Annotated in this window: 14 protein-coding genes; 11 read left to right on the top strand and 3 right to left on the bottom strand. The window is 63.3% G+C overall.

The window, feature by feature from the left end; genetic code table 11:
* Positions 1 to 134: 134 nt before the first annotated feature.
* From ilvC to AC57B6_RS05340, 3 genes are all read right to left on the bottom strand, one after another.
* A complete protein-coding gene (gene ilvC / locus AC57B6_RS05350; protein WP_025496089.1) occupies positions 135 to 1,151 on the bottom strand; it encodes a ketol-acid reductoisomerase in 1,017 nt (338 codons plus the stop codon).
* 147 nt (positions 1,152 to 1,298) lie between these two features.
* Entirely contained in the window at positions 1,299 to 1,790 is a 492-nt protein-coding gene (ilvN, locus tag AC57B6_RS05345) for an acetolactate synthase small subunit (RefSeq protein WP_011487482.1), read from the bottom strand.
* A 124-nt stretch (positions 1,791 to 1,914) separates the two neighbouring features.
* Positions 1,915 to 3,678 (bottom strand): acetolactate synthase 3 catalytic subunit, encoded by a 1,764-nt coding sequence (locus AC57B6_RS05340; RefSeq protein ID WP_028196937.1) that lies wholly within the window; start codon positions 3,676 to 3,678, stop codon positions 1,915 to 1,917.
* Between the two features lie 362 nt (positions 3,679 to 4,040).
* Between AC57B6_RS05340 and AC57B6_RS05335 the strand changes: the two genes are divergently transcribed.
* The 11 genes from AC57B6_RS05335 (at position 4,041) to AC57B6_RS05285 (ending at position 13,857) form a co-directional block, all read left to right on the top strand.
* On the top strand, positions 4,041 to 4,604 hold the full coding sequence (locus AC57B6_RS05335) for an RNA polymerase sigma factor (RefSeq protein ID WP_011487480.1): 564 nt from the start codon (positions 4,041 to 4,043) through the stop codon (positions 4,602 to 4,604).
* On the top strand, positions 4,601 to 5,017 hold the full coding sequence (locus AC57B6_RS05330; RefSeq protein ID WP_183799812.1) for a DUF3619 family protein: 417 nt from the start codon (positions 4,601 to 4,603) through the stop codon (positions 5,015 to 5,017). Before AC57B6_RS05335 ends, AC57B6_RS05330 begins: the two co-directional genes overlap by 4 nt.
* 16 nt (positions 5,018 to 5,033) lie before the next feature.
* Positions 5,034 to 5,795, top strand: a complete 762-nt coding sequence (locus AC57B6_RS05325; protein WP_406868176.1) for a DUF3106 domain-containing protein — start codon at positions 5,034 to 5,036, stop codon at positions 5,793 to 5,795.
* Between the two features lie 13 nt (positions 5,796 to 5,808).
* Positions 5,809 to 6,327, top strand: coding sequence for an RDD family protein (locus AC57B6_RS05320; protein WP_178368814.1), 519 nt, complete (start codon positions 5,809 to 5,811; stop codon positions 6,325 to 6,327).
* 191 nt (positions 6,328 to 6,518) lie between these two features.
* Positions 6,519 to 7,460: a UDP-2,3-diacylglucosamine diphosphatase gene (locus AC57B6_RS05315; protein WP_153136532.1), complete on the top strand. Its 942-nt coding sequence runs from the start codon at positions 6,519 to 6,521 to the stop codon at positions 7,458 to 7,460.
* A gap of 30 nt (positions 7,461 to 7,490) precedes the next feature.
* Positions 7,491 to 8,522, top strand: a complete 1,032-nt coding sequence (locus AC57B6_RS05310) for a glycosyltransferase family 4 protein (protein WP_028196932.1) — start codon at positions 7,491 to 7,493, stop codon at positions 8,520 to 8,522.
* Positions 8,523 to 8,542: 20 nt separating this feature from the next.
* Positions 8,543 to 9,184 carry a diacylglycerol kinase gene (locus AC57B6_RS05305; RefSeq protein ID WP_081923111.1) on the top strand — a complete coding sequence of 214 codons (642 nt, stop codon included), beginning with the start codon at positions 8,543 to 8,545 and terminating at the stop codon, positions 9,182 to 9,184.
* Between the two features lie 224 nt (positions 9,185 to 9,408).
* Positions 9,409 to 10,134, top strand: coding sequence for a TetR/AcrR family transcriptional regulator (locus AC57B6_RS05300; protein WP_028196931.1), 726 nt, complete (start codon positions 9,409 to 9,411; stop codon positions 10,132 to 10,134).
* Between the two features lie 2 nt (positions 10,135 to 10,136).
* The gene (locus AC57B6_RS05295) at positions 10,137 to 10,721 is read left to right on the top strand and encodes an LOG family protein (protein WP_028196930.1); all 585 of its coding nucleotides are present in this window, start codon (positions 10,137 to 10,139) and stop codon (positions 10,719 to 10,721) included.
* A 96-nt stretch (positions 10,722 to 10,817) separates the two neighbouring features.
* Positions 10,818 to 11,564 (top strand): SDR family oxidoreductase, encoded by a 747-nt coding sequence (locus AC57B6_RS05290; protein ID WP_491563614.1) that lies wholly within the window; start codon positions 10,818 to 10,820, stop codon positions 11,562 to 11,564.
* A gap of 289 nt (positions 11,565 to 11,853) precedes the next feature.
* Positions 11,854 to 13,857 carry an ArnT family glycosyltransferase gene (locus AC57B6_RS05285; protein ID WP_496420797.1) on the top strand — a complete coding sequence of 668 codons (2,004 nt, stop codon included), beginning with the start codon at positions 11,854 to 11,856 and terminating at the stop codon, positions 13,855 to 13,857.
* Positions 13,858 to 13,898: the final 41 nt, after the last annotated feature.

Below are 13,898 nucleotides of genomic sequence, written 5' to 3'. Positions count from 1 at the left end.
GGATGGCTTCAGTATTTTTGTAAAACCGTAGGATAGCAAAAGCCGCCCAGGGTTCAGCACCCTTGGACGGCTTTTTGCATTACCGGCTGCCGCGACGATGCGCCGCGCCGGTCAGATGCGGCAGAACTGGCTGCTTAGTTCTTCGACTGGTCGACCAGCTTGTTCGCGGCGATCCACGGCATCATCGAGCGCAGCTTCGCGCCCACCGTTTCGATCTGGTGCTCGGCCGTCAGACGGCGGCGCGATTGCAGCGTCGGTGCGCCGGCCTTGTTTTCGATGATGAAGCTCTTTGCGTACTCGCCGGTCTGAATGTCCGTCAGCACGGCCTTCATCGCCTTCTTCGTTTCAGCCGTGACGATACGCGGACCCGTCACGTACTCGCCGTATTCGGCGTTGTTCGAGATCGAGTAGTTCATGTTCGCGATGCCGCCTTCGTAGATCAGGTCGACGATCAGCTTCAGTTCGTGCAGGCATTCGAAGTACGCCATTTCCGGCGCGTAGCCTGCTTCCACCAGCGTTTCGAAGCCGGCCTTGATCAGGTCGACCGTACCGCCGCACAGCACGGCTTGTTCGCCGAACAGGTCGGTTTCCGTTTCTTCGCGGAAGTTCGTTTCGATGATGCCGGCACGGCCGCCGCCGTTCGCTGCCGCGTACGACAAAGCGATGTCACGTGCTGCGCCCGACTTGTCTTGCGCAACGGCGATCAGGTGGGGCACGCCGCCACCTTGCGAGTACGTACCGCGAACCGTGTGGCCCGGCGCCTTCGGTGCGATCATGATCACGTCCAGATCCGCACGCGGGATCACTTGACCGTAGTGCACGTTGAAGCCGTGCGCGAAAGCCAGTGCCGCGCCTTGCTTGATGTTGGCGTGCACTTCCTTTGCGTAGACGTCGGCGATCTGCTCGTCCGGCAGCAGCATCATGACGACGTCCGCGCCCTTGACGGCTTCCGCCACTTCCTTGACTTGCAGGCCGGCGTTTTCAGCCTTGCTCCACGATGCGCCGCCCTTACGCAGACCGACCGTGATGTTCACGCCGCTTTCCTTCAGGTTCAGCGCGTGAGCATGGCCTTGCGAGCCATAGCCGATGATGGTGACTTGCTTGCCCTTGATGAGGGAGAGGTCGGCGTCCTTGTCGTAGAAAACTTTCATGTCGGTTCCTTGGCTAAATTCGGTGAAATCAGTGAAATACAAATACTGCGAATGTTGTGTTGCTGACCGGGCGGCGCCCGTTGCCGGCACTGCCCGGTTTCGATCGAGACGGTTAAGACGGCTAATAACCGCAACTCAGCGCGCGCGTCAAACCTTCAGAATGCGCTCGCCGCGGCCGATGCCCGAACTGCCCGTACGGACGGTTTCGAGAATCGCGGTCGCGTCGATCCCTTCGATGAAGGCATCGAGCTTGTCGCTCGCGCCCGTCAATTCGATCGTGTAGGTCTTTTCTGTGACGTCGATGATCCGGCCGCGGAAAATATCCGACATCCGTTTCATCTCCTCACGTTCCTTGCCGACCGCCCTCACCTTGATCAACATCAGCTCACGCTCGATGTGGGCGCCCTCGGTAAGGTCGACCACTTTCACCACCTCGATCAGGCGGTTCAGATGCTTCGTGATCTGTTCGATCACGTCGTCCGAGCCAATGGAAACGATGGTCATGCGCGACAGCGAACGGTCTTCGGTCGGAGCCACCGTCAAGGTTTCAATGTTGTAGCCGCGTGCCGAGAAGAGACCGACCACGCGTGACAACGCGCCCGGTTCGTTTTCCAGCAGGACTGAAATGATGTGTCTCATGTTTCGCTTCTTCCAGATGTTTTGTCGATGTATGCGAGCCGGTTCGCGCCGCTTCGTCCGCTTTCGCCCTTTGTGGAGGCGCGCTTGACGAAGCCAACGCTGCGTTTAATTCAACGCGCCGTCGTTATAGATCTTCCGATCCCATGAGCATCTCGGTGATGCCCTTGCCGGCCTGAACCATCGGCCAGACGTTTTCGGTCGGATCGGTCTGGAAATCGAGAAACACCGTGCGATCTTTCAGGCGCAGCGCTTCCTTCAACGCCGGTTCCACGTCGGCCGTGCGTTCGATACGCATGCCGACATGGCCGTACGCTTCAGCCAGCTTCACGAAATCCGGCAGCGCATCCATGTACGAATGGGAATAGCGCTTGCTGTATTCGATCTGCTGCCACTGACGCACCATGCCGAGATAGCGGTTGTTCAGCGAAATGATCTTCACCGGAGTCTCGTACTGCTTGCAGGTCGAGAGCTCCTGGATACACATCTGGATCGAGCCTTCGCCCGTGATACAGAGCACATCGTCGTCCGGATGCGCCATCTTCACGCCCATCGCCGCCGGCAGGCCGAAGCCCATCGTGCCGAGACCACCGGAGTTGATCCAGCGGCGCGGCTTGTTGAAGCGATAGAACTGCGCCGCCCACATCTGGTGCTGGCCGACGTCGGAACACACGAAGGCATTGCCGTCGGTCAGTTCCCACGCCTTTTCCACCACGTACTGCGGCTTGATGATGTCGCTCTTACGGTCGAACTTGAGGCAGTCTTTGGCGCGCCAGGCTTCGATGTCCTTCCACCAGTCGGCGAGCGCCGCGGTGTCCGGGCCATGCTCGGCCGTCTGCAACTGCTCGATCAGTTCCTTCAGCACTTCCTTCACGTCGCCGACGATCGGAATGTCGACCTTGACGCGCTTGGAGATGGAGGACGGATCGATGTCGATATGGATGATCTTGCGCGGGCGCGACGCGAAGTGCGCCGGGTCGCCGATCACACGGTCGTCGAAACGCGCACCGATCGCGATCAGCACGTCGCAGTGCTGCATCGCCATGTTGGCTTCGTACGTGCCGTGCATGCCGAGCATGCCGAGGAATTTCTTGTCGCTCGCGCGGTAGCCGCCCAGACCCATCAACGTATTCGTGATCGGATAGCCGAGCAGATCGGCGAACTGGTTCAGCTCGCGCGATGCATCCGCGAGGATGATGCCGCCGCCGGTGTAGATATAAGGACGTTTGGCCGACAGCAGCAAGGCAACCGCCTTGCGAATCTGGCCGGAGTGACCTTTCGTGACCGGGTTGTACGAGCGCAGCGAAACGCTCTTGAGCGGTTCGTACTGGCACGGCATCTTCGAGACGTCTTTCGGAATGTCGATCAGCACCGGGCCAGGACGGCCAGTGCGGGCGATATAGAAAGCTTTCTTGACGGTAGCGGCGAGGTCGCGCACGTCCTTCACGAGGAAGTTGTGCTTCACGCAAGGACGCGTGATGCCGACCGTATCGCACTCCTGGAACGCATCCTGACCGATCGCGGCAGTCGGCACCTGGCCGCTGATGATCACCATCGGGATCGAATCCATGTAGGCCGTCGCGATGCCGGTCACCGCATTGGTGACGCCGGGGCCGGAGGTCACGAGGCACACACCCACTTTGCCGGTGGAACGCGCATAGGCGTCAGCGGCGTGGACTGCGGCTTGTTCGTGGCGCACGAGGACGTGCTGGAATTTGTCCTGCTTGTACAGCTCGTCGTAAATGTAGAGTACCGAGCCGCCGGGATAGCCCCAGATAAACTCGACGTCTTCGTCGGCCAGTGCCTTCATGAGCACGGTGGCGCCGATAGAGTCAGCTTCGGGATGGGGGGTCGTATCCGACGTGGAGAATTCCGCGCTGGGCATATTCATTTATTCACCTTTCGAATTTTCGGCAAAAAATTGATCGGGTGCTCTCTGCCGGGCTTGTGGCTCGGGTTCAAGCGGCGCGTCCAGTTGACAGGTGAGCTTCTTGGGCCACACCTCAATTGAGACAAGTCACTTATGTTGCGAACCAGCGACGATATCTGCAGAAGTCCGCGCGGTCAAGCAAATATTGCCCTGGCGCCCCGCCGTCAATCTCGCTAACGAATAAAAACGACCGAAATCCTGTTATAGAGATGCAAGCTAGGGCGGGTTTCGCCCCAGCGGAGCGAAAGTTTGTTAGCATCCGCGAGTTTTACGACATTTTTCGACCGATTACGCGCACGCACGCTGCGCCGACCCCCAAACGGATGGCATCAGACAAGGAACTCGCCGATTTTCTGGCGGGCGTCGAAAGGCGCGCATTCAAGCAGACGGTCTACGCCGTGCGGGACGACGACGCGTCGCTCGATATCGTGCAGGACGCGATGATCAAGCTCGCCGAAAAATACGGTGATCGTCCAGCCGCCGAACTTCCGCTGCTGTTTCAGCGTATTCTCCAGAATGCGATGCACGACTATTTCCGTCGTGCCAAAGTGCGCAATACCTGGGTTAGTCTCTTTTCTTCGCTCGGCAACGCCGACGACGACGAATTCGACCCGCTCGAAACATTCGAGGCGCAGCAAGGCTCGGCGGGCGCCGAGAGCAACGAACAGAAACTCGAACGCGAACAGGTCTTACAGTTAATCGACGACGAGATCCAAAAATTACCGGCACGTCAACGGGAGGCGTTTCTCATGCGTTATTGGGAAGATATGGATGTCGCCGAGACTGCCGCCGCGATGGGCTGCTCCGAGGGTAGCGTGAAAACGCACTGCTCGCGGGCCACGCACACGCTGGCGCAAGCGCTCAAGGCTAAAGGAATCACGCTATGAGCTCCCTGGAAACCAAAGAACTCGAATTCGCCCGCCAGGTGCGCCGCGCGCTCGACGAAAACGCCGCCAGCATTCCGGCCGCCACCGTCGACCGGCTCGCCGTCGCGCGCCGCGCCGCACTTGCACGCAAGAAGCCCGAAACCGTGAGCGCGCCGGTCTTCGTGCCCGCCCTCGCCGCTGCCGGCATGCCGCAAGTCGAGATGCCGCAGCGCCGCCGTTCGCCGCTGCGCCGTTTTGCGCTCGCGTGGCCGCTCGCCGCGCTGGTCATCAGCCTCGTGGGTATTGCCTACTGGGAAGACCAGCAACGCACGGCCGAACTCGCCGATATCGATGCAGCCATGCTAAGCGACGACCTGCCGCTCAATGCCTATCTCGACCACGGTTTCAACGCGTATCTATCACGCGCCCACTGAGCGGGAGATTCTTCGGGTGAGTTACAAGCGCGGCTTGGCCGTTGTTTTCGGATGCACGATCGCGGCCCTGGTGTCGTTCGCCGCGACGTATCCGCGCTTCTATCCGAGCCCGGCCTCGCCCGCCAGCGCGCCTGCCGCAAGCGGCAACGCGACCGCCAAGGCGCCCGCGCCTACCCTCGCCGTCGACCTGCCGGGCCTGCCCGGCAGCAAGAGCCCAATGGCATGGTCCCGCCTGAGTGCGGCCGATCACGTCGCGCTCGCGCCGTTCGCCGGCGAATGGGACACCTTCAGCGAAGAACGCAAGCGAAAATGGATCAAAATCGCGTCGCGTTACCCGAAGTTGTCGCCTGAAGCACAAAAACGCCTGCATGACCGCATGACCGAATGGGTGCGTATGACCCCCGATCAGCGGCGCGTTGCACGCGAAAACTACCAGGTGTCGAAAGAATTACCGCGCGAAACCCGCCAGAACGCCTGGAAGGCCTATCAGCAATTGCCGGAAGAGCAGAAGGAGCGGCTCGCCGCGAGCGAGCGTAAACGGCGGCCGAGCGTGGTGAGCGCACCGCCGTCGGGCAAGACCGAGATCAAGGGCCTGGATCGCCTCGTCAAGGCCCGCGAGCACGAGGCGAGCGGCGCCGCAGCGGCGAGCGCCGCGGCTGCCGCGGCGCTGCCGAGCCCGGCCATCACGCCGGCGATTCCGGCTGCGGGCAGCTTCGTGCCCGCCATCCCGGTGCCGGTTTCGCCGTCCGAGGCGCCGTCGATCTTCAACGGCTCCTGAGCGGAGCCCAACTGTGTCCCAGCCGCTCGCCACCTCGGCACTGCCCACCGCCTCGTCCGGCACGCCCACGGTTCGCCGGCGCCTCGCCACGCTGCTCTACGAAGCCGTGATCCTGTTCGGCGTCGTGTTCATTGCGGGTTATCTGTTCAGCACCTTGACGCAGCAGCGCAACGGTCTCACCCATCACAACCTGCTCGCCGCGTGGATCGGGCTCGTGGTCGGCCTGTATTTCGTCTGGTTCTGGACCCACAGCGGCCAGACGCTGCCGATGAAAACGTGGCGCCTGCGCGTCGTCGCCGCTAACGGCGCGCCCGTATCCACCGGCCGCGCGATCGTTCGTTACGTGCTGGCGTGGCTGTGGTTTTTGCCGCCCCTCGCATTGCACCCGCTGCTAGGCCTCACCGTGCCGCAGACTCTGCTGATCGCCGCACTCTGGTTCGTCCTGTGGGCCGCCACCGGCCGCTTCGACCCACAGCGTCAATTCCTGCACGACCGCCTCGCCGGCACCCGCGTCATTAGCGTCGCAAACTGACCACGCTGCCGCGCCCGCGGTTCGCGTTTGCTGTACTACCGGACTTACCGCCCGGCATCGTCCTTCTCCGAGCATCGCCGCTCCGCCGCCGTCTCCTTCTTCCGACACAGTAATAAGAACTTCTCGTGACTGTCACGGCGCGGTCACGCGCGACTGGCGCAATACGGGCACCGCAACTCGACGCGTGAGCCATGGACCCCAAAACGTCCGCGACTTCCCTGTTCCGCCAGACCGGCCCGAGCGTCGACCCCGTCGCGTTCCGCCCGGAGCCCAACCCCAGTCACGGACGACCGCTGCCTGTGCCATCGCTGCCCCTCGACGCGCAAGCCGGCCATCAAGACGACGAACACGGCGAACCGCATCGCTATCGCACCATCTGGCTGTCCGACATCCATCTCGGCTCGAGCGGGTGCCAGGCGCCGTATCTGCTGGACTTCCTGCGGCACAACGAGTCGGAATACCTGTACCTGGTGGGCGACATCATCGACGGCTGGCAGTTGAAAAAAGGCTGGTACTGGCCGCAGGCGCACAACGACGTCGTACAGAAGATCCTGCGCAAAGCGCGCAAAGGCACCCAGGTCATCTACGTCCCAGGCAATCACGACGAAGCCGCGCGTCAATTCTGCGACCTCGCGTTCGGCGACATCCACGTACGCGGCGAAGCATTCCACACGACGCTCGCCGGCAAACGCCTCTGGATCGTGCACGGCGATCTGTTCGACGGCGTGATCCAGCACGCCAAGTGGCTCGCCTATCTCGGCGACACGCTCTACACGATGATCCTGATCCTGAACCGCTGGTTCAACCGGATCCGCAGCCGGCTCGGCTTCCCGTACTGGTCGCTGTCGCAATACCTGAAACATCAGGTGAAGAACGCAGTGAATTTCATCTCGTCGTTCGAGCGCGTGATGACCGACGAAGCACGCCGCCGCGGTTGCGACGGCGTGGTCTGCGGACACATTCACAAAGCCGAAATCCGCGAAATCGACGGTGTGCTGTATTGCAACGACGGCGATTGGGTCGAAAGCCTGTCGGCGCTCGTCGAGACGTACGAAGGCGAACTCAAGGTGATCTACTGGACTGTGATGCGCGCCCCGGAAGTCGGCGTGCAGAAAGCCCGGGCGACCGCGTAGCACCTCTCCACTTCTATTGGGCCGAAACCGATGAAGATCATGATCGTCACCGATGCATGGGAACCGCAGGTCAATGGCGTCGTGCGTACGCTGAAAAACACCACGCGCGAGCTCACCGCACTCGGCCACCGCGTCGACTTGCTGACACCGCTCGAATTCAAGACGATTCCGTGCCCGACCTATCCTGAGATTCGCCTGTCGCTGCTGCCGCGCCGCAAGCTCCATCAGCGCATTGACGAATTCGCGCCGGACGCGCTGCACATCGCCACCGAAGGCCCGCTCGGCATGGCCGCACGCGCCTACGCAATCAAACACAAGCTGCCGTTCACGACGGCCTATCACACGCGCTTTCCCGAATATGTGCAGGCGCGTTTCGGCATTCCGCTCGCGGTGACCTACAAGTTTCTGCACTGGTTCCACAAGGCGTCGCTGGCCGTGATGGCCCCCACACCGGTGGTCAAGGCCGACCTCGAAAAATTTGGCTTCACCAATGTGGTGCTGTGGACCCGCGGCGTCGACCTCGACATTTTTCACCAGATGGATTCGAAGGTGCTCAACACCGCGCGACCGATCTTTCTGTATGTGGGACGGGTGGCGGTCGAAAAGAACGTCGAGGCGTTCCTTAAGCTCGATCTGCCCGGCTCCAAGTGGGTCGCGGGCGAAGGCCCGGCACTCGCCGAACTGAAGTCGCGCTATCCGCAGGCGAATTACCTGGGCGTCCTCACGCAAGCCGAGCTGGCCAAGGTCTACGCCGCTGCCGACGTCTTCGTGTTCCCGAGCCGCACCGATACCTTCGGGCTCGTCCTGCTTGAAGCGCTGGCTTGCGGCACGCCGGTCGCGGCGTATCCGGTGACCGGCCCGATCGACGTGCTCGGCGACGGCGGCGCGGGCGCCATGCACGAGGACTTGCGTGAAGCCTGCCTCGAAGCGCTGAAAATCGACCGCGGCCATGCACGCGCGTGGGCCGAACGTTTCTCCTGGGCCGCGGCGTCCGAGCAGTTCGCGGCCCATCTGAAGCCGCTGCCGCGCGCGTCATACAGCGAGGAAAGCGCCGCCGCATGAAGCGGCGCGCCGAGCCGCCTATGCCAACCCGACACTCCAACGCAGCGCGCGCACCGAACGGCGCGTTGCGCGCTGTCAAACCCGATACCGGCGCTGCCAGCGTCGAGCCGTTCGAAGACGTGAGCGAGCAAGCCACGCCGGATCATGTCCAGCACGCGAACGGTTTTCACAGCATGAAAGGCGTGGGTCCCGAGGGCTCCGAGCAGTTCGATAACGAGCCCCATCACGAACCGCTCAGTCCCGACGATCCGTTCGCCCCGCTCCCCTTCAATCCGTACAAGGGCAATCGCGGCCTGACCCGCGCATGGCACGCGATGAAAAATTCGCTGGCCGGGTTTCGGGTGGCAATCCGCGAGGAGAGCGCGTTTCGCCAGGAACTCACGCTCGCGGCGATCCTGATTCCATGCGGCGTGCTGGTGCCGGTCGATCCGGTGTCGCGCGTGTTGCTTCTCGGCTCGGTGCTGCTGGTGCTGATCGTCGAGTTGCTGAATTCGAGCGTCGAGGCGGCCATCGACCGGATTTCACTCGAGCGCCACGAGTTGTCGCGCCGCGCCAAGGATCTCGGCAGCGCGGCGGTGATGGTCGCGCTCGGCATGTGCGTGATGACATGGGGGCTGATTGTCGGGCCGCTGATCGTGCACTGGATCAAAGCGTGGCTGTGAGCGCGACGGTAGCCCCATCCCGCGGCGCCTCGCGCGCCCCGGCCGCCGCAGCGGGCAATGAAAACCCTGAGTATCCGCTTGGTATTAGAACGGTCGGTTTATAATCGTCCGACAGCCCTACGGAAAATCGCTGGGGCGCTCAATATACCAACCGCGTCCGGGTGGATCACGCTAGAGCGGCAAGCCGCCACGCGCCCAGCCCGGCGTAACCAGGGCCGGACGACATGGAAGCCAAACCTCCCCGCCGCACCCGCGAACGGATCCTCGAACTGTCGTTGAAACTGTTCAACGAAATCGGCGAGCCGAACGTCACGACCACGACGATCGCCGAGGAAATGGAAATCAGTCCAGGCAACCTGTACTACCACTTCCGCAACAAAGACGACATCATCAACAGCATCTTCAGCCAGTTCGAGCAGGAGATCGAAAAGCGTCTGCGCTTTCCCGACGATCACCGCGCCACGATCGACGAGATGTGGTCGTACCTGCAGTACATGGTCGATTTCACCTGGCGCTATCGTTTCCTGTATCGTGATCTGAATGATCTGCTGGCGCGCAACCGTACGCTCGAAACACATTTCAAGCAGATCATCAGCCACAAGGTGCGCTTTGCGAGCCAGTTCTGCGAGCAGCTCGTGGCGGACGGCGAAATGGTCGCCACGCCCGAAGAACTGCAGGTGATCGCCACCAACATCGGCGTGATCGCCACGTACTGGCTGTCGTATCAGTTCGTGATGAACCCGCGCAAGTACAACGAGCAGGAAACCATTCGCGCCGAACTGCATCAGGTGAGCGTGCAGATCGTGTCGCTGATGGCGCCTTATCTGCGCGGGCGCTCACGGCAGATTTTCGACGACCTCGTATCGGGCAAGCTGCCCAAGCGCGAGTTCTACGACTACCTGCCGCCGAAGGAGGGCGCCGCGCCCCGCAACGAACCGAAGGACGTTTGAGTATGAAGTCGGTGTGTGTGTATTGCGGCTCCTCCGACGGAGCCAGACCGTTGTACGCCGAAGCCGCGCGCGCCTTTGGCCGCGCGCTGGTACAGGCCGATCTCGCGCTGGTCTACGGCGGCGGCAAGGTCGGCCTGATGGGTGTGATCGCCGATACGGTGATGGCCGAGGGCGGCCGCGCAATCGGCGTGATTCCCGAGTTGCTGGTCAACAAGGAAGTTGGCCATAACGGTTTGACGGAATTGCATGTCGTACCCGATATGCATCATCGCAAGAAGATGATGGCCGACCTGTCCGACGCGTTCGTTGCAATGCCGGGCGGTGCCGGCACGCTCGAAGAACTGTTCGAGGTCTATACGTGGGCGCAACTCGGCTATCACCAGAAGCCGGTGGCACTGCTGAATATCGACGGCTTCTACGATCCGCTGATCGCGCTGCTCAAACACACGGTAGACGAAGGCTTCATGCGGCAGACCTACTTCGACATCCTGCAACGGGACGCCGACCCGGTCGCGCTGATCGGCAAGCTGCAACGCTATCAACCGCCTGCCAGCGACAAATGGGCGATTAAACGCGACGCTGTCTGAGCGCCGCGCAGCGCGCCTGTTCGACGCCCTCTTTCACCCCGCTGAACGAAACCGGCCGCGCACTCCCGCGGCCCCCACCCGAGCGATGAGGTTGCGATGACGAAAGCCGTTCTGATCACCGGTGGCAGCCGCGGCATTGGCCGCGCGACCGCGCGTTTGCTGGGCGCACGGGGCTGGTCGGTGGGCGTGAACTATGCGCAAAACCTGGCGGCAGCGCGGGAAACCGTTGCCGACGTGGAACGCGCGGGGGGCCAGGCGCTGGCGATTGCCGGCGACGTCGCCAGTGAAGCCGATGTGATCGCGATGTTCGACGCGCTCCAGCAAAAGTTCGGCCGGCTCGATGCACTCGTCAATAATGCCGGCATTGTCGCGCCGTCGAGTCAGCTTGCGGACATGGACCTGGCGCGCCTGACGCGTATGTTCGACGTCAACGTGCTCGGCGCCTACCTATGCGCACGCGAAGCCGCGCGCCGCATGTCGACCGCCCGTGGCGGCGCGGGGGGCGTGATCGTGAACATCTCGTCGGCGGCTGCACGTTTAGGCTCGCCGAACGAATACATCGACTACGCGGGCTCGAAAGGCGCAGTCGACACCCTGACAATTGGCCTCGCCAAAGAACTCGGCCCGCAGGGTGTGCGCGTGAACGCGGTGCGCCCCGGCCTGATCGACACCGACATCCACGCGAGCGGCGGCAAGCCCGAGCGCGCCGCCCAGCTCGGCGCGACCACGCCGCTCGGCCGCCCCGGCAGCGCCGACGAGGTTGCCGAGTCGATCGTCTGGTTGTTGAGCGACGCCGCCTCGTACGTGACGGGCGCGCTGCTCGACGTCACCGGCGGGCGCTGAGCAGACCCTAAAGCCCCTAGGGGCCCCTAAGCCCCTAAGCGCCCCCTCTTCTGCTTGCGCGGCCAGCGGCTTCCCGCGGCCGCTTTCTCCTCCCCACCCCCTATTCCCCTCGATCTGGCGAAGAATCGGCGCGATCCGTTTGACTGACCGCCATATTCTTCGCTTTTTCTGTAATCGTTCGTAATAAAGCGGGTCTACAATCGCAGCATTCGCATGCAGCCGCAGGCTGTGCGCAGCTAGACCACAAGCCCGCGGCCAACGCCGCCGCGTAGGGCAATCAGAGATTCTCATGTACGAAAACTCATCCGCGCCCTGGCGCACGGGGACCGTCGCGGTTGCGACACCTAGACCGGCCGGCTCTGCCGACGGTGCGCCGGGCACGCACGCCGGCTCGGCACGCGTTGACGAGTCCGGCGCGGTCTTGTCAGACGGCCTCGCGGCGGCGGCCGAAGCCGCAACGCCCGCAAGGCCCGCCACGCCTACCGGCTCTTCGACACCCGCCGCGCCGGGGCCGGCTCCCGCTTCGCGCGGCGCGCGGCGCTTGCGCGCGCTGGCCGCTGCCCGTCCGCTCATGTGGCTGGCGGCGCTGGCCGTCCTGTGCGCGTGGCTTCTGCCCGGCACCCTCGGCCACGAGCCGTGGAAACAGGACGAGACCTATACGTTCGGCATCATCCAGCACATGCTCGATACCGGCGACCTGGTCGTGCCGACCAACGCAGGCCAGCCTTTTGTCGAAAAACCGCCGATCTACGATTGGGTCGCCACGGGCTTCGCCTGGATGCTCGGCCGCTATCTGCCGCTGCATGATGCTGCCCGCCTTGCGAGCGCGCTCTTCGCGGGCCTGACCGTCTACTACACGGCACGCGTCGCCCGCCGCGCGGTGAGCGCGTCCAGCTGGTTCGATATCCGCGTGATCGGTACGCTGGCGTTATTCGCGAGCACGCTCGTCGTCATCAAGCACGTGCATGACATGATGACCGACGTCGCGCTGATGGCCGGCGCCGCGCTCGGTTTCTGCGGATTGTTCGAGCTGGTGCTGGTGCACCTGCGCGACGAAGCGCGCCTGCTGCCGGTCGACGTGCACCACCGGCGCCACGCGATTCTGAGCGGCGCGGCGATGTTCGGCGCGGGCGTCGGCGTGTCGCTGCTGGCCAAGGGCCTGTTCGTGCCGCTCGTCTTCGGCGCGACCACCGTCGCCGTGCTGGTGCTGTATCCCGCCTGCCGCACGCGCAGCTTCGCGGCGTCGCTCGGCGTCGCCGCACTGGTCTGCGCGCCCTTCGCGCTGATCTGGCCAATCTGCTTCTATCTGCGCTCCGAAGCGCTCTTCAAGGTCTGGCTGTGGGACAACAACGTCGGCCGCTTCTTCGGCTTTTCGGTGGCGGAACTCGGCTCTGAAAACGAAAGCCGCTGGTTCGTGTTGCGCACCGTGCTGAGCGTCGGTTTCCCGGTCGTGCCGCTTGCGGTAGCCGCGCTCGCCGGCGGCGGATGGCGCCGCTGGCGTGATCCGCGCGTGGCATTGCCGGTGATGTTCTCGGGCATCGGTTTCGCCGTGCTGCAAACGTCGGCAACGGTTCGCGAACTGTACATTCTGCCGTTCATTGCCCCGCTCGCCTTGGTGGCGACGCGAGGCATCGACAGGCTGCCGCAGCGCCTGCACGCAAGCTGGGACATAGCGAGCCGCGTGCTGTTCGGCGCTATGGCCGCGCTCGCCTGGATCATCTGGTCGATCATGAGCAGTCCGGCCGATACACATGCGTCGCTGCACTGGCTCGGCCGCTGGCTGCCACTCGACTGGGTGCTGCCCGTCAAACCCATATTGATCGCGGCCGCATTGCTGATGACGCTCGGCTGGCTGTGGTTGCTGCCGGTCTTCAGACACACCGGCAAATGGCGCGGCGCGCTGAGCTGGTGCGCGGGTGCGATTCTCGCGTGGGGGCTGGTGAGCACCCTGCTGCTGCCATGGCTCGATTATGCGAAGAGTTACCGCTCCGTGTTCGAAAACCTCGGCGCCGCCATGAACATCGAATGGAACGACGGCGACTGCATGGCCAGTACCGGACTCGGCGAATCCGAAGCGCCGATGCTCTACTACTACACCGGTATCGAGCATCAACCGGTCGCGAACACCGCGGCAACCGAATGCACGTGGCTGATCGACCAGGGCCGTCGCGACAATGCGCGCGCGCCAGCGGGCGATTGGCGGCTGTTCTGGTCGGGCGCGCGACCGGGCGATACCGGCGAGTTGCTGCGGGTATTTGTGCGGACTCCGGCGAAGCCCGCGGACGGCGAGTAGCGCATGGCGGCAAAGAGCGCCGCCATGCCATGTGCCGCCGC

It is taken from the genome of Paraburkholderia sp. BGA-UO-ETr-F12 (genome assembly GCF_059567945.1).
Note: the sequence above shows the minus strand (reverse complement) of the source record. Positions and strands in the feature narration are given on the sequence as shown.